Raw genomic sequence first — 21,604 nt, 5'->3', positions numbered from 1 at the left:
ATGATTAATGCTGAATGGTAAGCCCCCCTAACCCTAACCGTTTGGGTCAGGCCAGGAAGACTTTCTGCCCAATCATAACGATGGGCTGCTGCTATCCATCTTACGTCCAACCCCTGCTATGGTTAAGCAAATTTTATCGAAATCCTGGGGAGTGCCTCTGCTCTTGGCCCTGGTGTGGCTTGGAAGCAACGGCCTCGATCGCCTCTGGTTGGCCATGGACCAGACGGTGCCGGCCTGGGACCAAAGTAATCACCTATCCTACGGCCTGGAATATTGGCAAGCCCTACGATCGCCGAACCTTTTGAGCGGGGAATGGTGGCGGAGTTTTTGGATGCTTTCCCCCAAATATCCCCCTTTGACCTACATTGTCAATGCTCCTTTCCAGGGACTGGATGGCCCAGGCAGTGATCTGGCTTTACTGAGTAATTGGCTCTGGAGTGGCATTTTAATTCTCTCTGTCTACGGCCTAGGGAAAAAGCTTTTCAGCCGGGAAATTGGCCTGTGGGCAGTGGCCATCATGGTTTTGATTCCTCGTTTAATCCATAGTCGTTTGATTGTGCTGTTGGACAGCCCACTCCTAGCTTTTACCCTCTTGAGCTTTACCTGTCTGACCTATTGGAAAGAGGCCAAAGGTCGCCGTTCCCAATGGCTTTGGGCGATCGCCGCTGGAGTGTCATTGGGACTAGGTTTGCTCTCCAAACAAAGTATTATCTTCTATCTGTTTTTTCCCCTGGTGGGCTTGGGGCTGTGGAGTATTTGGACGAAGCAATGGCAACGGTTAGCTCAATTGCTAGTGGGTTTACTGGCAAGCATTCCCCTCTGGTATCCGTGGTATCGCACCAACTGGATTTACCTGTTTAGCACCGCCCAAAATTCCAATGCCATTCCCGCCACCTTAGAGGGAGATCCTCCCATTAATACCCTGGCTGCCTGGACTTACTACTGGCAGGATTTACCCAATGCCCTGTCCTGGGTTTGGTTGATACCGCCTTTGGTGGGAGTAATTTTATCTTTACTAAACCGTTTTCCTGCTTCGCTGCAGATACCTAGCTGGCGGGAAGCAAAACCGGGGTTGCTGTGGCTGGGATATTACTACGGCGGCACCTATCTAATTTGTTCTGCTATTCAAAATAAGGATGACCGCTACATTTTGCCCTATCTACCCATTGTGGCTATTTTTCTCGCCTTTGGGTTGACCCGTTGGTGTGGTCGTTGGCTGTGGGTGCGTTGGGGCACGTTGGCAATCGCCATTTTGATCACCCTTGGTAACTTATTTCCCATCCCCGGTAGTAATGGCATTGTCCAAGCCCTAAACCCATCGGTATTATTTCGTCCCGATTTCGTTTTACCTGCTCCCAACACGGAAGTCATTACCACCGCCATAGCAACCACCCCGGAGCAAAGGATTAATTTGGGCGTTATTCCCAACACCCCAGCGGTCAATCCCAATACGCTGAATTATTATGGCGCAGCAGAAAATTTTCGGGCCTACGGTCGGGAATTGAGTCGTAACGGGGAAATTATTCAACAGGATCAGCAAAATTTCGACTGGTTCTTGACCAAAACCGGAGACAACTATTTAGCTGACCCCATACAAGTGGAGTTAGGGGAAACCATTGCCCAGAATGACGATTTTGCCGCTGTGCAAGCCTGGTCTTTGCCCAATGGTGATGAGTTGAGCCTCTGGCACCGCCGTCAACCCAGGATAGAAGTTAAACCCAGTCCCATCAACACTGAATTGCCCCAATTGACCCAAGTTGATTTACCGGCCAGCGCTCCCCCCGGTCAACCTGTACCAATTACCTACCATTGGCAGGGCAACGGCGATCGCCTGAGTGAGGGAATTGTTTTGCTCACTTGGGAAAATACGGCTAACCCAGGGCAAGTTTGGTTCCATGACCATGCCATCGGTTTGGGGGAATTGCTTCCTTCTGTTGAGGATCAAGGGGTTGAAGTTGTTGAAAGGACAGCTATGTTGCCTCCAGCGGATCTACCCCCAGGGAATTACCGCTTAAAAGGGCAATGGTTAGACCCCAGCACGATGACGGCCCAACCTCTGTCTTTGCCAGACATCACCCTAACCCTGGATGCCAACGCTCCGGCTTTACCTGCACCACCATTGGATTTTGTCAGCCAACTGTACCATTTAGCGCAAAATTTACGGCAGGGTATTACTGGATTAGAACCGGTTTTTGCCCAGGTGGACCGGATTAATTTATACGACCCACGCCACGATTATCTGCGTCAGGGGGATGCTAGTTGGACCTATCGTTTGAGCCAAAATCCTGTTGATGCCCTCAGTCTCACCTATGCCCAGGTTTTGGCCCGGGTATTACAGGAAAATCCGCCCGAGGCGATCGCCGCTTTGCAGTCGTTAGTCACACTGGATCCCCAAAATCCCTACGCCCATGCTTATTTAGCCTTTGTTCATCTTTACGATTGGCAGGGATACCAGGGGGAACAGGCCCTCAAACCCGCCTTGGCCCTAGCTCCCGATAATCCAGAAATTAATGGCCTCCAGGCGATCGCCCTCTTTATGCAAGGAAAAATCTGGCCCGCTTGGCAAACGGTGCAACAATCTGGATTGCTCAATTAGTTAAATCGGAACCAGGAAGGACTGCGGAAATTTTGTTTATTTTGCCCCTTCGTCGGCGGGGATTTCAGACCATTGCCGTTAAAATTGGGGCTAGTGATGAATTGTGACCCTGACTGGTAATCTATGCCTCCCCGTTGGCCCCGTAAACCCGACCGTAACGATCCCGCCTTTCGCCGTTTAGACGATCGTATGAATTTTGCTGTCCATGTGGCAGTGTTTTTAGCGATTAATTCTGGCCTATGGTTTGTCCATAACTTGAACAAGGCCGATTGGTCTTGGTTGACGCCCCTTTCCGGCATCTGGCTGGGGGGTTTGCTTTTGCACCTGTTATACATTGCCGTTATTGCCGATTATTCCCCTGCCACTGGTAAGAGTTAAGGGCTTTGGCTAGACTGAACCAAATATTCCGGACTGTTAGTTTCTCAGCAATGGAATCTCAACTGCAATTCCCCATTTCCCCTAGCGAAGTTCTCTCCGAACTTTATGAGCAAGATCCAACCCAATGGCTTGAGGTGACGGTGAGCCTATTGCGTCAGAATGCTCTGGTGGATGTGGACTGGGTTCATTTAATTGAGGAGTTGGAAAGTTTGGGTAAGCGGGACCGCAATCGAGTCGCCCATCTTTTGGAACAGCTAATACGCCATTGCCTACTCTTGCAATACTGGCAGCAGGAACGGGGGCGGAACCAAAACCATTGGCGAGCTGAAATACAAGGTTTTCGTACCCAATTGCGCCGCCATTTGACCACTACTCTGAAAAACTATCTGGAGGAAGAATTACCCCAGATTTATCAAGATGCCCTAGGCTACGTGCAGGAGAAAACCGGCCACACAGTGGATTTTCCTCAGAAATGTCCCTATAGTTTGACGCAACTGCTCGAATCCCTTCCCCTTGATTAACAAAGGAAATAGTCACCATGAGTTATCGGATGGACCGCCACAGCTACGCCCACACCTTTGGTCCCACAGTGGGGGATAAGGTGCGGCTGGCGGATACGGAATTATTTATCGAAGTGGAACAGGACTATACCACCTATGGCGACGAGGTCAAATTTGGCGGTGGGAAGGTGGTGCGGGATGGCATGGGACAATCCCCTTTAAGCCGAGCCGAAGGGGCAGTGGATGTGGTGATCACCAATGCCTTGATTTTGGATTGGTGGGGCATTGTCAAAGCTGATGTCGGCATTAAGAACGGCCGTATCTGCACCATTGGCAAGGCAGGGAACCCCCATGTCCAAGACAATGTTTCTATTATTATCGGCCCCAGCACCGAGGCGATCGCCGGGGAAGGCATGATTTTAACGGCGGGGGGCATTGATGCCCATGTGCATTTTATTTGTCCCCAACAGATCGAAACGGCCTTAGCGTCGGGCGTTACCACCCTGGTGGGGGGAGGCACTGGGCCAGCGGCAGGCACCAAGGCCACCACTTGCACCCCCGGGGCTTGGAATATTCACCGCATGTTACAGGCGGCCGATGGCTTTCCCATTAACCTGGGCTTTTTGGGCAAGGGCAATGGCAGTCAACCAGCGGCCTTAGCTGAGCAGATTAAGGCCGGGGCGATCGGGCTGAAACTCCATGAGGATTGGGGCACTACCCCAGCGGCGATCGACAACTGTTTGAGCGTGGCGGAAGATTACGACGTCCAGGTGGCTATCCACACCGACACCCTCAACGAAGCGGGGTTTGTGGAAACCACCATTGCCGCCCTCAAAAATCGAGTTATTCACACCTATCACACCGAAGGAGCCGGGGGAGGCCACGCCCCGGACATTATCAAAATTTGCGGAGAATTGAACGTCCTCCCTTCCTCCACTAATCCCACCCGACCCTACACCATCAACACCCTGGAAGAACATTTAGATATGTTAATGGTGTGCCATCACCTGCACCGTAATATTCCTGAAGATGTGGCTTTTGCAGAGTCTCGGATTCGTCGAGAAACCATTGCGGCGGAGGATATTCTCCATGACCTGGGGGCTTTTAGCATCATTTCTTCCGATTCCCAAGCCATGGGCCGGGTAGGGGAAGTAATTTGTCGCACTTGGCAAACAGCCCACAAAATGAAGGTGCAACGGGGAGCCCTCACCGGGGAAAGGGGAGACAATGATAATCTTCGGGCTAAGCGCTATGTGGCTAAATACACCATCAATCCCGCCATTACCCATGGCATCTCCGAGGAAATAGGTTCAGTGGAAGTGGGTAAGTTAGCGGATCTCTGCCTCTGGAGTCCCGCCTTCTTTGGGGTTAAACCGGAATTAGTGATTAAAGGGGGCATGGTTGCCTACGCCCAAATGGGGGATGCCAATGCTAGTATTCCCACGCCTCAGCCAGTGCATATGCAGCCGATGTTTGCTAGTTATGGTGGGGCGATCGCCGCTACGAGTGTGACCTTTGTTTCCCAGAAGGCAGCGAAAAAAGATATTGGAGAAAAATTGGGACTGAGCAAGCCGGTGGTGGCGGTAAAAAATATTCGCCAGTTAACCAAACGGGATCTGAAACTGAATGATTATTTGCCCCATATTGAAGTAGATCCAGAAACCTACGAAGTACGGGCCGACGGAGAATTACTCACCTGTGAGCCGGCAACGGTATTGCCCATGGCCCAGCGTTATTTCTTATTTTAGTAACTTTTGGACCTGTTTTTGGCCATGTAACAATCTGCTACGATGGCCTTGAATTGCCCATTTTTTGACAATATTCCGTCAACATTTTATTAGCAAAGCGTCCTGGAACTATGGCTGTTGACCCCATCCCCCCCATCACATTGCCCCCCATCCAAGACCCTGTGCAAGAGGGAGATTGGTTACGCCAAGGATTACAACAATGGCTTAACCAAGAATTTATCCCCGAAGGAATTAATGCCACCATTGCGGAAAGGGCTGCCCAAATTTTTGTGCGTCAACGACTGGAAGGGGAAAATGACCTGGGCTCCCTGGTCATTGCCATTGTGACCGAAATGCAAGCTTTTGATTTTCGGGAAAGTTTTTTTAGTGAATTTGCGGTGGCCAATGCTGTCAGCGATCTAATCTTAGAAAGTTTAGGTTATGAAACCTGTTGTGGCCAATCTTAGAACAGGTTAGTGCAGATTTAATTTGTTAACTAATTTTCTCATTTTTAGAGTTTTTAGTTATTCTTTTTAGAATAATTTGCTGGGAAATTTAGCTAGAATTTTTAATAAATTTTTCGTATTATTCGTGAGCAAAGTACGACGATAAGTATCAGCAGCTTTTTTAATTGCTTCCGCTTGGGTAGGGTAGGGATGAATAACACCAGACAATTTACTCAAACCAATTTTATTGACCATGGCTGTGGTTATTTCTGAGATCATTTCCCCTGCGTGGGGAGCGACAATGGTGGCGCCTAAAATTTCATCGCTGTTGGCTATGTGAATAATTTTCAAAAAGCCCTCCGTCTCTCCGGCGGCGATCGCCCGGTCAACCTGGGAGAAGGGAATTTTAATAGTTTTATAGCCTAGGTCTAAAGCATCGGCGGTAGTTTCATTTAGTCCTACGTGGGCAATTTCTGGGTCAGTGTAGGTCACCCAAGGCATGGTTAAATGACTTAATTTACTACGTCCTAAACCGAAGGGAGAAAAGAGAGTATTTTTAATCACAATGCGAGCGGCAGCATCGGCGGCATGGGTGAATTTCCAGTCCATACAAATATCCCCGGCGGCATAAATTTGTGGATTGGTGGTTTGCAAATAATCGTTCACTTTCACGCCCCGGTGATCGAATTTTACCCCCACAGCCTCTAAATTTAATCCCTCCACATTGGGGGCTCGCCCTGCACCAACTAGAATTTCATCGACGATAACGGAACCTAATTCACCGTTATTGCTGTAGTGTAAAACCTTACCATTTTCTGTGAACTCTGCCCGTTCTAATTTGACATTTAAAACTAGTTTAATGCCATCTTTAAGTAAGGATTGTTGAACAATTTCCGCAGCTTCTGGATCTTCTTTGTTTAATAAATGGTCACCTCGATGAAGCAGAGTCACCCTTGCTCCCAACCGCTGAAAGGCTTGGGCTAGCTCACAGCCAATGGGGCCACCGCCAATAACCGCCAGGCGATCGGGACATTTCGTTAAAGAAAATACTGTTTCATTAGTTAAAAATCCGACTTCTTCTATACCGGGAATGTCAGGTTTTACCGCCCTAGCTCCAGTGGCGATTACAGCTTTTTTGTAATTAAGAATAGTTTCCCCTACCTCAATTTTATTGTTACGCAAAAAATGTCCTTGTCCAAGAAAAACATCAATGCCTAAATCCCGAAATCTTTGGGCAGAATCATGGTGGCTAATACCAGCCCGAATTTGGCGCATTCTGGCCATCACGGCCGGAAAATCAACTTCAATATTGTCTGGTTTTTTAACGCCCAAACTGTCGGCATTATTCATTATTCCTACCACGCGGGCCGAGCTAATTAAGGCCTTGGATGGAATGCATCCCACATTGAGGCAATCACCTCCCATCAAATGCTTTTCAATTAGGGCGACTTTGAGACCAATGCCTAAACCAGCCGCCCCGGCCGCCACCACTAAACCGGCAGTTCCTGCACCAATAACCACTAGATCATATTGAGCTTTGGGAGCAGGATTGATCCAATCGGGGGGATGAACATGGGCTAATAATTGCTGGTTATATTCATCTAGGGGGGTAATGTCAATACTAGATGTAGTGCGGTTATTCATAGGGATAATTGTGTAACAAAAAATTATTTGAAATTGAAATAAACATCACATTAAAAACCAAAATTATTTCTAAATTATCAATTTAATTTGAAAAAGATTCCTGAACAATAATTCAAAAACAAACTGTTATTCAACTACTTCCGATGTTAGAATCGCTTCATCTAAAGCCTTTCTAGCAATTTTAGTGACATAGATAGTGACGACAACGGTGGCAATAAAGCCAATGATGCGGATTACCCATTGTAAAGTGGGATTAGCTTGGTTAGTTTCTGTGCCAACAGTGGCTAAACTTCCAGCTAAAGAGCCAATGTAAACATACATAATGGTGCCGGGAATCATGCCGAGGGAGCCAATGACATAATCCTTTAAAGAAACGCCGGTGATGCCATAACCATAATTTAATAAATTAAAGGGAAAAACTGGAGAAAGTCTGGTTAAAATGACAATTTTTAGGCCTTCTTTACCCACCGCTTCATCAATGGCTTTGAACTTTTGATTACCGACAATTTTCTTGGCCACCCAGCCCCGGGCAAGATAGCGTCCCACCAGGAAAGCTGCCGTAGCTCCCAAAGTAGCTCCAACAAAAACATAGACCGAACCGAGCACTACTCCGAACACAACCCCAGCCCCTAGGGTCAAGATTGATCCTGGTAGAAATGCTACTGTTGCGACTATGTAAAGCAAAATAAAGGCGATCGCCCCGGCCGTGCCTAAGCCGTCAATCCATTGCAGGGCATTAAGCAACCAATTTTGGGGATTGAAGCCACCCGTGCCTGTTTCCTGAGCTAGAGCCGGACTGGCAACAAAGATTATGACAAGGCTAAAAGTGGAAATAACCAAAAAGTAAAAACTCTGCCTTTGGGAAAATAAAAATTGTTTTTTTAGCCAATGGATAAACATATAATCAAGGGGGAAGTAAATAGAGAAAGCTAACTAAGATCAAATTAGTGCACCTCCACAACTAGAGCCAGAACCGGCGGTGCAACCATAACAATACTGGGCGGTTTTAACTCTTTGAATTAAGTCTAAATTTTCAGCTTTTACTAGATCAGCAACAGTTAACTTTTGATTGAATTTATTTTCAGCGGGAATGTTTTCCATTTGATTAAAATCACAATCATAAACATTGCCTAAATGGTCAATGGAAAGTTCGTTGCGGCACATTAAACTGTCAACTGTGTCTGGATTAAAATTATTTTCCAGAAAATTCAAATATTTTTGATGTAATTGATATTTTTCAAGGTGGAATTTGCTTCGACCAATGGGTAAATTTGTAATGGTCAATAAGTGATTAAAACTAATGTCAAAATGGTCTTTGAGGAATTTTTTGTAATCTTGTTCAAGGGGCTCCTGAGGAGGGGGCAGAGAAAATTCATCTGAAGTTGGCAAAGGAGGATTATAAACCAAATCAAGAACTAAATTAGCATCCTTACCATAGCCAAGTTTATTTAACCATTGCAGAGCTTTAATTGACTTTTCATAAACCCCATTGCCACGCATTTTATCAACGTTATCTTCCAGGTAACAGGGCAATGATGCCACGATTTTCACTTGATGCTGGGCACAATAATCCGGAATATCTGCAAATCCCATTTCAAAATAAATAGTCAAATTGGAGCGGACGATTACTTCTTTTCCCATCTCTCTAGCCGCTTTCACAATGGGCTTAAAACCATAGAGCATTTCCGGGGCTCCCCCGGTGAGATCCACTACCCTAATTTGGGGGAATTTTTGAATAATTTCAATTAGTTGTTGGCAAACTTCCGCTGATATTTCCTCTGTACGTTTGGGACTAGCTTCTACATGGCAATGGCTACAGGCTAGATTACAGCGTTTACCTAAATTGATTTGGAGAGTAGAAATTTTTTGCTTATCCAAAGGAGCAGTTAGCTTAGAGGCAAAGGGAGTTATGGGATATTTTTGTGAAGAAATTTCTAGGTGTTGAACCATGTTACTCAAAGTTGACTACACAAGAGGGCAAAATCTGGCGATCGCCAAAGATCAATTAGACTAATTTTAACAACAACCACCGCCATCATAATGCCAAGTTGAGTCAGTGATCAGAATTTTATCTGGATAAGTAGAGCCTAATTTTAAGGCTGTTTTATCACATACCGCACTAGGAACTCCCTGCTGAAGAATATGGCCAGCTTGGTCATCAAATAGAGGTTCTGAACCAGCGTAGATAGCAGTTTTGCCAGTAAAAATGCAGGCCCCGTCATCGGGGATCGGGACTTTAAAGGAAACGGAATCAAGACTTTCTAACAACAAACTTTGCTCTAGTTGATAAGTAACAGAATCAAGTAAACGGTAGGGACGACGGGCCCGAATTTCAATTTGCCCAAAGCCGACATCAATCAAATGCTGAGTGTATTCTTCATAGGTCAATGCCCCGGATAAACACATGGCCCGGAGCCGTTCATCCTGACGCAGATGTCGGGGAATAGGCCGAGTAGCAATGGGATCACTCATTATTAAACGACCATGGGGTTTTAAAACTCGATATGCTTCTTGCAAAGCTCGGGATAAATCTTCCGGCTCAAAAATATTAAATAAGCAATTTTGCGCAACTACGTCTACTGAATTATCCGCCACCGGCAACGCAAAGGCATCTCCTGCCCGAATATCCACAAAATCGATACTGAACCAATCATTTTCTTCAGCGGCTAACCGTAAATTTCGATTAGCGGCCTGACGCATAGCCTCTACAGGCTCCACTGCGATTACGGCCCCTGGCTGACGGCAAAAGTAAGCAAATTGTAGTGCCTCTAGCCCACCACCAACACCGACATAAAGTACTTTGGGATTATTACCTAGCTCGTTGGGATGAACGGTACTACCACAGCCATAGTTCATTTCCTGCATGGAGCGGGGAATCACTAAGCCCGGCAGTTGCAGAGGGCTACTCTGAACGCAACAGAGTCCCACTTCTGGAGTCTGGGCTACTTCGGCGTAAAAATCAGCAGTGGTTTGGAGATAGGTCATTGTTAATTTTAGCTGACAAAAACTTGATGACTGAATTAGATGTGTTAACTTACTTTTTCGATTCTAAGTTAGATAGACTTTGGTGGAAAACTTTGTCTGACCATTGCTTGAGATAAACAAACAAAAATATTGTTGCCCCCAAGCCACAAATGCGCATGAACCACTGAATTAATTGGGGTGTACCATTAAGGTTGTCACCAATGGTCGTTAAATCCGTAGCTAATGAGCCAATGTAAGTGTACATAATTGTAGCTGGAATCATAGCGAAAGAACCAGTGATATAATCCCTTATACAAACATCAGTGACCCCAAAGGCGTAATTAAGTAAATTGAACGGAAAAATGGGGGAAAGACGAGTTAAAGCAACAATTTTCCAACCATCTTTTTTAATCGCAACATTGAGCAATTGAAATTTTGGATATTTTGCTATTTTTTGCCTTACCCAATTTCTGGAGAGGTGGCGGCCAATCAAAAAAGCAATAATCGCTCCAATCATAGCGGCAATGGTAGTGTAAATGCTGCCCCACCACCAACCAAATAAACAGCCTCCTTTCATGGTTAATAAGGAACCGGGTATCAGTAAAATTGTGGCTAGATTGTAGACAGCGATATAAATTAAAGGAGCCCACCAACCTAAGTTTTCAATTTTAGTTAGTAACAAATTAAGCGCATTTCCTAACTGAAAATGATGGACAATAAATATCAATCCAGCAATTAAAAGAGTGGTAATTGCCAACTTGACAAATAATTTCAAACTTAAGTTCTCCTGTGGAATTACCAATCGACATCTGGTATTAGTTCTGCATGTTAACTAATGATTGATAATTAGTCTACTCCCTAGCCAAAAAATTAACCGTCAATGGATACCAGAAAGCCCTACCACACCTTGTTTTTAAAAATTATCCCCCACTATCAGAGATGGGGGAGGATAATCAATTTGAATTATCAGAGTGAAAACAACTGAGGATGTACAAATATAGCCTAGTGGAGCAATTTAAGACCTACTCAGGGTATGTTGATTAACTAGGTTTCGCTTTTTCCACCTCCGCAATGCGTAAAACGGTTTTCAGCACGGAATCTGGATTAAGACTGATGGAATCGATGCCCAATTCCACTAAAAATTCGGCGAACTCAGGATAATCTGAAGGGGCTTGACCACAAATACCGATCTTACGACCGTTGGCTTTGGCCGTTTCGATCGCCATTTTGACCATGCGTTTAACCCCCTGATTACGCTCATCAAATAGATGGGCAACGAGGGAAGAATCCCGGTCCAGACCCAGGGTTAATTGGGTTAAATCGTTGGAGCCAATGGAGAACCCATCAAATACTTGGCTAAACTCATCGGCGAGAATGACATTGCTAGGTAGTTCGCACATCACGTAAATTTCTAGGCCATTTTCCCCTTGCTTCAAGCCATGTTTAGCCATTTCCGCAATGACTTTGCGACCTTCGTCGGGGGTACGACAGAAAGGAATCATCGGAATAACATTGGTTAAACCCATATCGTCCCGGACCCGTTTGAGGGCTTGGCATTCCAACGCGTAGGCTTCTCGGTAATTGGGGTCATAGTAACGGGAGGCCCCCCGCCAGCCGATCATGGGGTTTTCTTCCTTCGGTTCAAACTGACGACCACCAAGGAGATTGGCGTACTCATTGGATTTGAAGTCTGACATCCGCACCACCACAGGTTTGGGATAGAACGCCGCTGCAATCATGGCAATGCCATGGGCCAATTTATCGACAAAGAACTGCGGGCGATCGCCAGCGTAGAGTTTGGTCAACTGGGCAATTTCTGCCTTGGCAACGGGATCTTCCAACTCGTCAAATTTCATCAGGGCGAGGGGATGGGCCTTAATGTGATTAGCAATAATAAATTCCAACCGGGCTAAGCCTACACCATCGGCGGGATAACTGGCAAAACCAAAGGCCTGTTCTGGGTTGCCCACATTCATCAAAATTTGAGTTTTGGTGCGGGGAATATTAGATAATTCCGTTTCGTGGACTTCGTAGTTCAAAATGCCGCTGTAAACAGAGCCTTCATCTCCCTCAGAGCAACAGATGGTAACGTCTTCGCCGGTTTTAATGCTGTCGGTAGCATCCCCACAACCCACGATCGCCGGAATGCCCATTTCCCTGGCAATAATTGCAGCATGGCAATTGCAAACCACCACTGGGGTATATTTTTCGGTAAAGACCACATAGTTATGGTGATCCGCAACCGTAATGTTATAAACATCCCCTGTTTGGGCATCTTCCATCTGTATTACCCGTTGCATCCGTAGATCACTATTGAGTAAAGACTCAAATTGACCGATTTCCTGTAGTTGTTTATCAGAAATGAGGAAATTGTTATCCTTACGAAGTTTAATTTGTCCCTTAACCTCTCCATCAAACAGTTGTTTAGTGGCAAAGAAACGAGTTTGGATAGTGCGAGGTTTTACTTCCCCTTTCACCCTTCGGGTGTAGAGAAGAATTTCGGGGATTTTTTCTACAATTTGGACGTTATGGATATGGCGATTATTAGTTACCTGGGGAACGGTGTTAATTTTCAAACAAGCAATAATTACTGCCTGTAATAAATTTTCTTCAGAGATGTAAATGTTAATGCGATTATTGCCATAGCATCCATCCCCATCAATTACCCCTGCTAAAAATTGATAAGCAACTTCTGCATCATTTTCTAGGAGGATTTGGCTAATCTTTTGCTCTTTTGCTTGCACTTCATAGGCGATCGCCTTGGAGTAAAGACGATAGGCTGTGGCTTGTCCTGTTACCTTTTCTCCTCGAATATAGCCAGAGGACACCGCTTTGGGATAGGGGGTAAAAGATTTACCAAAGAGGGCCGTAGCCTTTTCTTGCATGGTTGCAATGAAAGCTTCTTTTTCGGGAACATCTTTTTGGATAAACTGCACTTCACCATGGGTACGACTGGTGTAGATAGAGCCATCGGTGATAATGCCGCCGAGGAAATAAGCTAAATCTGCTTCTTTATTTTTTCCATCCCCCAGCATTGGTATATTTTGAGATACCAAGACCATTTCTCGCTTTTCTAACATCTCCTGGATTTCAGTTTTCACATATTTCCCCTGACGGAGATTAACCATTTTGTGATCCGGAGTAAGGCGCAGGGTGTTATTAACTGTTTTGCCGGTTTGGGAAACACTGACTCCAATTATTTTTCCAGAACGTTTCATACTGTCTAAAATGGGTTTCCATTCCATTTTTTGAGTTTCAGTATTTAAAGACAAAGTTGATAAACCATCATAACCCTGGGTATGAATTTGCTTTAAGCTCATAAAGCCTTGATTGGTCAGGATATTAGTTGCTCCAGCAAAACAGGTTCGGCCCCCCTGATTAGTAACGATCGCCGAAGCCTGTTTCATAATCGGTTCCCAATCCGGGTCGGTGCGGTTGGTGATCAAGACCTCGCCGGGACGAAACTGGTTAATTTCAGAAACATTGCGAATTACCTGGGCTTTGCCCTGGCCGATCGCCGCCCCCACACTGCGCCCCGTGGCTAACACTTGGCTGTGATCCTTTAACTCGTAGGTTTTAATCACATTGGCGGACTTTTGGGATTGCACCGTTTCTGGTCGGGCCTGAACAATGAATAATTCCCCCGTTTGTCCATCCTTAGCCCACTCAATATCCATGGGAGTGTAAATTCCCCGCACTTCAGAATAGTGGTCTTCGATGATGCAGGCCCAACGGGCTAATTGGAGAATTTCTTCATCATTAATGCAATATTTTTCCCGTTCCGGTTCCGCCACTTCCACATTTTTAGTCAGTTTAGAACCGCCCACATCGTAGACCATTTTAATGGCCTTACTGCCTAAACGTTTCTCCAAAATTGGCTTAAAACCTTCCTTCAAAGTGGGTTTAAAAACAAAATATTCATCGGGGTTCACCGCGCCCTGGACTACATTTTCCCCCAACCCATAGGCGGCGGTAATTAGGGCGGCATTTTTAAAGCCAGTTTCCGTATCAATGGAAAACATCACCCCAGAAGTGGCCAGATCAGAGCGCACCATTTTTTGTACACCCACCGATAAAGCCACCGCAAAATGGTCAAAGCCATTGTGATGCCGATAGGAAATGGCCCGGTCAGTGAACAGGGAAGCAAAGCATTTATGGCAGGATTCCAAAACACAGGAAAGACTGTGGACATTGAGGTAGGTTTCCTGTTGCCCCGCAAAACTAGCCTCCGGTAAATCTTCTGCTGTGGCACTGGAGCGCACCGCCACATCCACTCCAGTACAATCAACCTTGCAACCGTAGCGCTCACACATGACTCCATAGGCTTCGGCGATCGCCGCTTGTAGATTTTGGGGGAAGGGTGTGTCTAATATTAATTGCCGGGCTAGATGACCCCTCTCCTGCAAATTGACCATGTTATTTACGTCCAGGTCGGCAAAGAGATCCCGAAGTTTTTGCTCTAAGCCAGCCTCTTGGATAAAATAGCGGTAAGCATAGGCAGTGGTGGCAAAACCAGAAGGCACATTTACTCCCTTGCTGGTCAACTGTTGAATCATTTCCCCCAGGGAAGAATTCTTACCCCCCACCAAGCCAACGTCATGGGTGCCCACCTCTTCAAACCAGAGGATTAAAGCAGTTTCTTTATGGGCCACAGAGGTTTTTTCGACGACTGAACTTACCATATCTATTTACCCCTAATCGATACCTTCAGTTTATCGAGGCTGATATAATAAACTTTATTTTGTTGGTAATTATTTATAAATTGATAGGTTTCTTAAATATAGTGTTAATTAATTATTAAAAAATCATTGTAAGAGCAAGATCTACGGTAAACTGATAATAGTTGCTTGTTTGTGGTCATTGATTTTAGCTTTTCTACGTCAGAGTTGGCTTTCAATTCCAGTGAGAAGGCGATCGCCAAAGATATTTGAGACAGTTTAAGGTTTGGATTAGATAGGTTAAATGAAGCGAGCTTTAAATTGATTGATGGCCTGGTCCAGTACCAAGGGATCCGTATTGGCGTGGTGGATTTTAAAACAAAGAGGAATAAATAACCGCTCATTGTTCTGATAGCGTTGCCCGAAGTAAAGCCAGGGTTGCCCTTGGATTGTTTCCCGGCGATAGTGCACGCTCAAGGCCGTAAATCTCAAGTTGGGCAAGTTGCCAAAAATACAAGCTAAACAAAAGGTGTCATATTCAGCCCGCTGGTAATGCCCAGCCCGAATTTGGGCTAATTTTTCACTATAAAGTTCGCTAAACTCCTTGTAATTAAGTTGCACTACATTTTCCAGCAACATTTCCGAAAAGCGTTGTTTGCCCCCGATCGCCACGCTGACCATGGCCGGCGGATTATCGAGCACATACCATTGTTGGTTGTCATAGCGGAGCCGAAATTCCCAATGGTTTTGCAAACACTGCATCCAATGCCAGAGGAGAAAGGCAAAAAAACTGCCCCTGCCGCTCTTGTGCCGCTGGTAAACCCCATAGGCATTGGTCACATCCAACTGTAGGGTCAAGTCAATATAGGGAATTTGCAATAGGTGATCGTCGGTGAAAAAATCTAAAGACCAATCGAGATAACCTTCCCTTTCCTCGGGAGTTAAAAGACGAGGCTGATAGCGAACGGGAATTTCCATGCGCCTAGCGGATTGCGATTTTAATGGTGGATTTAATTCCTGAAAAAAGTTGGGTACAACCTAATGCAACTGGAAGATAAACGTGACCAAATCCCCTTTGCCCAAAGAAAGGCGATCGCCGGGGCGGAGTAAATGACGATTGCCAGGGGGGAGGGCTGTGTGATTGACGTAGGTGCCATTGGCACTGCCTACATCTTCCAGGAAATACTCATTATCTTCCAGACGGATATCGGCATGGATCCTAGACACCACATCGGAATTAGCAAAACCCGATACATCAATATCTGGCGGCACCTTATCGTTGGGTTTTCCCACGTGGATAACAGCCATGCCCACAGGAATTTCCAACGTGGTTTGGGTCTGCACATGGACAAGAGAAGCACCCTGGGGTTGGAGTTGGGTGCCCACGGGGAATGGGGCTGGCGTGGAAGAAACTTCGGGAATGGCCGGAATGGGTTCGCTATTTTCCGGAGCCACGGCGATCGGGGTGGGGGTCTCTTCCTCCTCCGGGGCCGTTACCGCCAATTGCTGGGGGTCAATGGTCTGTCCACAGTTGCCGCAAAAGGTAGCATCACTTTGCACGGGGCTACCACAATGGGGGCAAGGCATCAGGGTGGGCAAGGGCGTAAAGCAGGCCTCACACTGGATGGCCCCTTCTGGATTGGTGTGGTTACAGGTGGGACAGACAGCCATAGATAATTGGGGATTAATGATTAGATGCCAAAGCAAGGTATGGCAGGATTCTCTATCAATCCTAGCGAAAAAGTTGTATTTCCCATCGTTCTTGCTCCCGGTGAACAAAACCGCCACTATAGTCTGAATTGCCCCCGTGGGGGGAGGACGGTCGGGGAAAGTGAAGTGCTAAGGTAAAGGGCGATCCTACGGTGAAATTCTGAGTTTTTTTGATGAGTGACGACACCCCCCACCCTGAGTGGCAATTAGCTCCCCAGGAAAACCTTATCCGATTATCCCTGACCCTACCGACGGTAACGACGGCCCCCGATTCCCCCAGTTTGGTGTTTTCCCATCAACAACTGCAACAAAGTTTGACCAATTATCTGCGTATTATGGCGGGGCGGTGGCAAGACCAGACCCTGGTGCGGTTGGCAGTGAATAATCAACTGTTGGACACCAGACAACTCCAGGCGATCGCCGCTGGTCTGAAGGAACAGAACCTGACGTTGCAATGGGTAGAAACCAACCGTCGTCAAACCGCTGTGGCCGCCGCTAGTGCGGGCCTTTCCGTGGATCAAACCATGGCCGACAAGCCCTTGGTAGACCCATCTGAGGTTCCCTTGCCTCCCAAACCTTTGGTGGTGCGCCATACTCTCCGTTCTGGGGGGGAAATTCGCCACAGTGGAGATGTGGTCATTATCGGTGACGTTAACCCTGGCAGTAGCATTGTGGCCGACGGTGACATCCTTATTTGGGGCTGTTTGCGGGGCATGGCCCATGCTGGTGCGAAAGGCAATGACCAGGCTGTTATTATGATCCTGCGGTTGGCCGCCTGTCAGATCCGCATTGGCGATCGCCTAGCTAGGGTGGGGGCCGATGCCGTTGATCGTCGCGAGCCCGAAATCGCTTATATTACTTCAGAAGGTATCCGTCTGACCCCGGTGCGTCAGTTTCAGCGTTCTGCCCTTTTTTAAAATCTTTACCCCTTGCCCACTAACAGTTTCGAGTCCAAGTTATCACCGCACGTTATCAGCCAACTATGAATCGGATTATTGTTGTCACTTCGGGCAAAGGTGGAGTCGGAAAAACCACCACCACCGCCAATTTGGGAGCGGCCCTAGCTCGATTGGGAAAAAAGGTTGTCCTGATTGATGCGGACTTTGGCCTGCGAAATCTGGATTTATTGCTGGGGTTAGAACAACGCATTGTTTACACCGCCATCGACGTTTTAGCCGATGAATGTACCATCGATAAAGCCCTGGTAAAAGATAAACGTTTGCCCAATTTAGTCCTCCTCCCCGCCGCCCAAAACCGGTCAAAGGATGCGATCAACGCCGAACAAATGCAGTCCCTGGTGGAACAACTCAAGGACAAATTTGACTACATCATCATCGACTGTCCCGCTGGCATTGAAGCTGGTTTTCGCAATGCGGTGGCTCCAGCCCAGGAGGCAATTATCGTCACTACTCCAGAAATGTCGGCGGTGCGAGATGCGGACCGGGTAATCGGTCTTTTGGAAGCGGAGGACATTGGCAAAATTAGTTTGATTGTCAACCGTCTGCGGCCAGAAATGGTACAGCTTAATCAAATGATCAGTGTGGAGGATATCTTAGACCTGCTAGCAGTGCCCCTCATCGGTATTCTGCCGGACGATCAAAAAATTATTATTTCCACCAACAAAGGGGAACCTTTAGTAATGGAAGAAAAGCTATCCGTGCCGGGGCTAGCATTCCAAAATATTGCCCGCCGCCTAGAAGGCCAAGACATTCCCTTTCTGGATTTCATGGCCGCCCACAATAGCCTACTCAACCGTATCCGCCGTCGTCTCTTGGGGGGTTAATCCCATGGATTTGCCCTTTTTCCGTTATGACCCAACAGCCAGTGAGCGAAAACCAGCATGATTTTGGAATTGATTGAAAGGCTCTTTAGCCGGAGTGGCAAAAATAGCGGCGAAGATGCCCGTCGGAGGCTCAAACTGGTCATCGCCAATGATCGATCGGGACTCAGTCCAGAAATGATGGAGGAAATGCGACGGGAAATTGTGGAAGTGGTAAGTCGCTATGTGGAAATTGACCCTGGGGAGATGGAGTTTTCCTTGGAAAGTGACCAACGGATGACCGCTTTAATTGCCAATTTGCCGGTGCGTCGGGTGCGTCGAACCAAGGCCCGGTCAGAAGCCCAGGAAGGATAGGGGTTAGTCTTGCTAAATATTGATGCCCTAACAGCCTTGACCAATTTACCCATTGCCACCCAGGTTATTATTCTTGGCACTGCCCATTGCTTACTGGGGCTCACCGCCACGGCGATCGCCTATGGGAAAGGCCGCAATTTCCCTCGTTGGCTGGCGATCGGTTTAATTGGGGGTACTCCCGCTTTGGTAGCAGCTATTTTGCTCAAGAAGGTTTCAAGATAATTTTTCCCAATTCATCAAAGTCAAATAGTTATTAAGGGTAGAGTAACTTCCGAACTTAATGTAGAAAAATCTCCTTGGACAATAACTGCAATAAACTTTTCTAAGGCGATTTTTTACTAGATTAGAACCTTCATTTCTCCGAGATTTATTATAGCGAATGTAACCGGAGGTCGTAGGAGTGCTATTCCAAGAGCGATGGTCATGGCATTTATTGGTATTTTGTAACTAATTCATCCCCGGCTAAGCCTACGCCGATATTGGTAAAAACTGTGAGTGCATTTCTGCTGACCTTAAACTGGCCATAATTTTCACCAGGTTAAGCTGGGGTAAGATCAACCTGATTGTCCCCATTGTCTTCTCCCCTGCCATTGGCATCTTGCCCCCATGATCCAAGCTATGCCCTCTGTCTCCACCGTTAACTTTAAAGATCCTGATTACTATTTCAATCGGGAATTAAGTTGGTTAGCCTTTAATCAACGGGTGCTCCATGAAGGTTTGGACGACCGCACTCCCCTGTTGGAAAGACTCAAGTTTTTGGCGATTTTTTGCTCCAACCTGGACGAATTTTTTATGGTGAGGGTGGCGGGGCTCAAGCAACAGGTAGAAGCGAATGTCACTAAGTTGACGGCGGATGGTCGTACCCCTTCTCAACAGCTGAAGGAAATTAGCAAAAGTCTGCGGCCCTTGGTGTATCAGCAAAACCAGGTCTTTGAATATGTGCTCAAGGAAAAATTGACCGAGGAGGGGATTTTTCTCAATGATTATGTGGACCTTAGTCAGGAAGAACGGCATTATCTGCACCGCTTTTACGATGACCATATTTTCCCGGTTTTAACCCCCTTGGCGGTGGACCCCAGCCATCCTTTTCCCTACATTTCCAACCTCAGTCTCAATCTAGGCGTGGTGGTACGGGATCCCGACACGGACGAAGAATTATTTGCTCGGGTGAAAGTGCCCCCCACTCTGCCTCGCTTTGTGGCCCTGCCGGAGGATGTGTGCCAGCCCGATCCCAACAAGCCATGGATCTGGACTGGTGTGCCCTTGGAGCAAGTCATTGCCCACAATTTGGCTTCCCTTTTCCCCGGCATGATCATCCAGGAGTGTCATTTGTTTCGGGTGACCCGTAACGCTGATATTGCAGTGGAAGAAGATGAGGCTGACGATCTACTCTTGGCGATCGAAGAGGAATTACGGAAACGTAGGGTGGGTAAATCCGCTGTGCGCCTGGAAATTAATGCTTCGACTCCCAAAAATATTCGCGATCGCCTGATGACGGACTTGGGGCTAGAGGAAATTGACGTTTATGACATTGACGGCCTGTTGGGATTAAAGGATCTGTTCTTTTTCCTTTCTCTGCCGGCTCCCCATCTCAAGGATGAACCCTGGGCTTCCGTGATCCCTCCTCGCTTGAAAAATGTCTATGAATTGGTCGACGGAGATGAAAATGGCCGAGTCCAGCAGGAAGGGGTAGATATTTTCAGCCTGATTCGCCAGGGGGACATTTTAGTTCACCATCCCTATCAATCCTTCAGCGCTTCGGTGCAACAATTTATTACCCAAGCGGCCTACGATCCCCATGTATTGACCATTAAAATGACCCTGTACCGCACTTCGGGAGATTCTCCCATTGTTAATGCTCTCATTGCAGCAGCGGAAAATGGCAAACAGGTGGCGGTGTTGGTGGAACTAAAGGCCCGCTTTGACGAAGAAAATAACATTAACTGGGCCAGAAAATTAGAACAGTACGGTGTCCATGTGGTTTATGGATTGGTGGGGCTAAAAACCCACACTAAGACAGTACTAGTAGTGCGCCAAGAAGGCCCCGATATCCGTCGTTATGTTCACATTGGTACTGGTAATTACAATCCCAAAACTGCTAAGCTCTACACCGATTTGGGGCTAATTACCTGTCGTCCAGAATTGGGCAATGACCTGACCAATTTGTTTAATTTTCTGACTGGCTACTCCCGCCAAAAGGATTACCAAAAACTACTGGTGGCCCCCGTTAATATGCGGGAAAGAATGGTGGCCATGATTGAGCGGGAAGCAGACCACTGTCTAAATGGAGGCACTGGTCGCATTGTGGCCAAAATGAATTCCTTGGTGGATACCCAGATTATCCGTGCCCTCTACGCCGCTTCCCAGGCCGGGGTGCAGATTGATCTAATTGTGCGGGGCATTTGTTGCCTGCGACCAGGGGTGGAAAATGTCAGTGAAAATATTCGGGTAATCAGTGTGATTGGTCGTTTGTTGGAGCACTCCCGCATTTTCTATTTCCACAATGGCGGTGAAGAAGAAATTTACATTGGTAGTGCTGATTGGATGAGTCGTAATCTAACTCGACGGGTGGAGGCGGTGGTGCCCGTGGAACAGCCGGATCTCAAACAGGAATTACAGTCTATTTTGGGCATTCTTTTGGCCGATAATCGCCAAGCTTGGGAGCTACAACCCGATGGCACCTACGTCCAGCGTCGTCCCGCTTCCCCGGAGCAAAGCCAGAGTGCCCAGGCAATTTTCACGGCCCAGGCGATCGCCGAAAGTACGGAAGACCCAGAAATACGTTAGGGATGATTAATTGCTCTGAGCCGCCGGGGGCCCTGGGGGAGTTTCTTTCTTAGCGGGGGG

At 46.9% G+C, this 21,604-nt stretch carries 17 protein-coding genes and 2 pseudogenes; 10 read left to right on the top strand and 9 right to left on the bottom strand.

All coding sequences use genetic code 11. The features are described 5' to 3' along the window. Positions 1-118: 118 nt before the first annotated feature. The 5 genes from IQ217_RS02020 (at position 119) to IQ217_RS02000 (ending at position 5,668) form a co-directional block, all read left to right on the top strand. Positions 119-2,596 (top strand): phospholipid carrier-dependent glycosyltransferase, encoded by a 2,478-nt coding sequence (locus IQ217_RS02020; RefSeq protein ID WP_194018725.1) that lies wholly within the window; start codon positions 119-121, stop codon positions 2,594-2,596. Between the two features lie 123 nt (positions 2,597-2,719). Then, complete coding sequence (locus tag IQ217_RS02015) at positions 2,720-2,974, top strand: 2TM domain-containing protein (protein ID WP_010871713.1); 255 nt, start codon at positions 2,720-2,722, stop codon at positions 2,972-2,974. 50 nt (positions 2,975-3,024) lie between these two features. Beyond that, positions 3,025-3,495 (top strand): DUF29 domain-containing protein, encoded by a 471-nt coding sequence (locus IQ217_RS02010; protein WP_194018724.1) that lies wholly within the window; start codon positions 3,025-3,027, stop codon positions 3,493-3,495. Positions 3,496-3,512: 17 nt separating this feature from the next. Continuing rightward, a complete protein-coding gene (gene ureC, locus IQ217_RS02005; protein ID WP_194018723.1) occupies positions 3,513-5,222 on the top strand; it encodes an urease subunit alpha in 1,710 nt (569 codons plus the stop codon). 110 nt (positions 5,223-5,332) lie between these two features. Further along, entirely contained in the window at positions 5,333-5,668 is a 336-nt protein-coding gene (locus IQ217_RS02000; protein ID WP_190598678.1) for a hypothetical protein, read from the top strand. Positions 5,669-5,734: 66 nt separating this feature from the next. Here the strand turns inward: IQ217_RS02000 and IQ217_RS01995 are convergent, their stop codons facing one another. From IQ217_RS01995 to IQ217_RS01960, 9 genes and pseudogenes are all read right to left on the bottom strand, one after another. Then, on the bottom strand, positions 5,735-7,291 hold the full coding sequence (locus IQ217_RS01995) for a mercuric reductase (RefSeq protein WP_194018722.1): 1,557 nt from the start codon (positions 7,289-7,291) through the stop codon (positions 5,735-5,737). 126 nt (positions 7,292-7,417) lie between these two features. Beyond that, a complete protein-coding gene (locus tag IQ217_RS01990; protein ID WP_338117486.1) occupies positions 7,418-8,131 on the bottom strand; it encodes a TVP38/TMEM64 family protein in 714 nt (237 codons plus the stop codon). Positions 8,132-8,230: 99 nt separating this feature from the next. Then, the gene (arsS, locus tag IQ217_RS01985) at positions 8,231-9,241 is read right to left on the bottom strand and encodes an arsenosugar biosynthesis radical SAM (seleno)protein ArsS (protein ID WP_194018721.1); all 1,011 of its coding nucleotides are present in this window, start codon (positions 9,239-9,241) and stop codon (positions 8,231-8,233) included. Positions 9,242-9,307: 66 nt separating this feature from the next. Beyond that, on the bottom strand, positions 9,308-10,276 hold the full coding sequence (arsM, locus tag IQ217_RS01980; RefSeq protein WP_194018720.1) for an arsenosugar biosynthesis arsenite methyltransferase ArsM: 969 nt from the start codon (positions 10,274-10,276) through the stop codon (positions 9,308-9,310). A 49-nt stretch (positions 10,277-10,325) separates the two neighbouring features. Beyond that, the gene (locus tag IQ217_RS01975) at positions 10,326-11,030 is read right to left on the bottom strand and encodes a TVP38/TMEM64 family protein (RefSeq protein ID WP_228023878.1); all 705 of its coding nucleotides are present in this window, start codon (positions 11,028-11,030) and stop codon (positions 10,326-10,328) included. A gap of 265 nt (positions 11,031-11,295) precedes the next feature. Next, positions 11,296-12,435, bottom strand: a pseudogene (ppsA, locus tag IQ217_RS19355) (phosphoenolpyruvate synthase); the annotation flags it as partial. Positions 12,436-13,608: 1,173 nt separating this feature from the next. Beyond that, positions 13,609-14,937 (bottom strand): annotated as a pseudogene (gene ppsA, locus IQ217_RS19350) (phosphoenolpyruvate synthase); the annotation flags it as partial. Positions 14,938-15,213: 276 nt separating this feature from the next. Further along, a complete protein-coding gene (locus tag IQ217_RS01965; RefSeq protein ID WP_194018718.1) occupies positions 15,214-15,891 on the bottom strand; it encodes a CatA-like O-acetyltransferase in 678 nt (225 codons plus the stop codon). Positions 15,892-15,951: 60 nt separating this feature from the next. After that, positions 15,952-16,584: an FHA domain-containing protein gene (locus IQ217_RS01960; protein WP_194018717.1), complete on the bottom strand. Its 633-nt coding sequence runs from the start codon at positions 16,582-16,584 to the stop codon at positions 15,952-15,954. 212 nt (positions 16,585-16,796) lie between these two features. On the opposite strand from IQ217_RS01960, the gene minC reads away from it, so the two are divergent. From minC to ppk1, 5 genes are all read left to right on the top strand, one after another. After that, positions 16,797-17,540 carry a septum site-determining protein MinC gene (minC, locus tag IQ217_RS01955; RefSeq protein WP_190598687.1) on the top strand — a complete coding sequence of 248 codons (744 nt, stop codon included), beginning with the start codon at positions 16,797-16,799 and terminating at the stop codon, positions 17,538-17,540. Between the two features lie 65 nt (positions 17,541-17,605). Next, on the top strand, positions 17,606-18,406 hold the full coding sequence (minD, locus tag IQ217_RS01950; protein ID WP_194018716.1) for a septum site-determining protein MinD: 801 nt from the start codon (positions 17,606-17,608) through the stop codon (positions 18,404-18,406). A gap of 57 nt (positions 18,407-18,463) precedes the next feature. Next, positions 18,464-18,757: a cell division topological specificity factor MinE gene (minE, locus tag IQ217_RS01945; RefSeq protein ID WP_190598689.1), complete on the top strand. Its 294-nt coding sequence runs from the start codon at positions 18,464-18,466 to the stop codon at positions 18,755-18,757. Positions 18,758-18,766: 9 nt separating this feature from the next. Beyond that, a complete protein-coding gene (locus tag IQ217_RS01940) occupies positions 18,767-18,979 on the top strand; it encodes a hypothetical protein (protein ID WP_228023877.1) in 213 nt (70 codons plus the stop codon). 384 nt (positions 18,980-19,363) lie between these two features. Continuing rightward, the gene (gene ppk1, locus IQ217_RS01935) at positions 19,364-21,544 is read left to right on the top strand and encodes a polyphosphate kinase 1 (protein ID WP_194018715.1); all 2,181 of its coding nucleotides are present in this window, start codon (positions 19,364-19,366) and stop codon (positions 21,542-21,544) included. The last annotated feature ends 60 nt before the right edge of the window (positions 21,545-21,604 follow it).

Origin of the sequence: Synechocystis salina LEGE 00031 (assembly GCF_015207985.1) — a bacterium.
GTDB classification, from domain to species: domain Bacteria; phylum Cyanobacteriota; class Cyanobacteriia; order Cyanobacteriales; family Microcystaceae; genus Synechocystis; species Synechocystis salina.
Note: the sequence above shows the minus strand (reverse complement) of the source record. Positions and strands in the feature narration are given on the sequence as shown.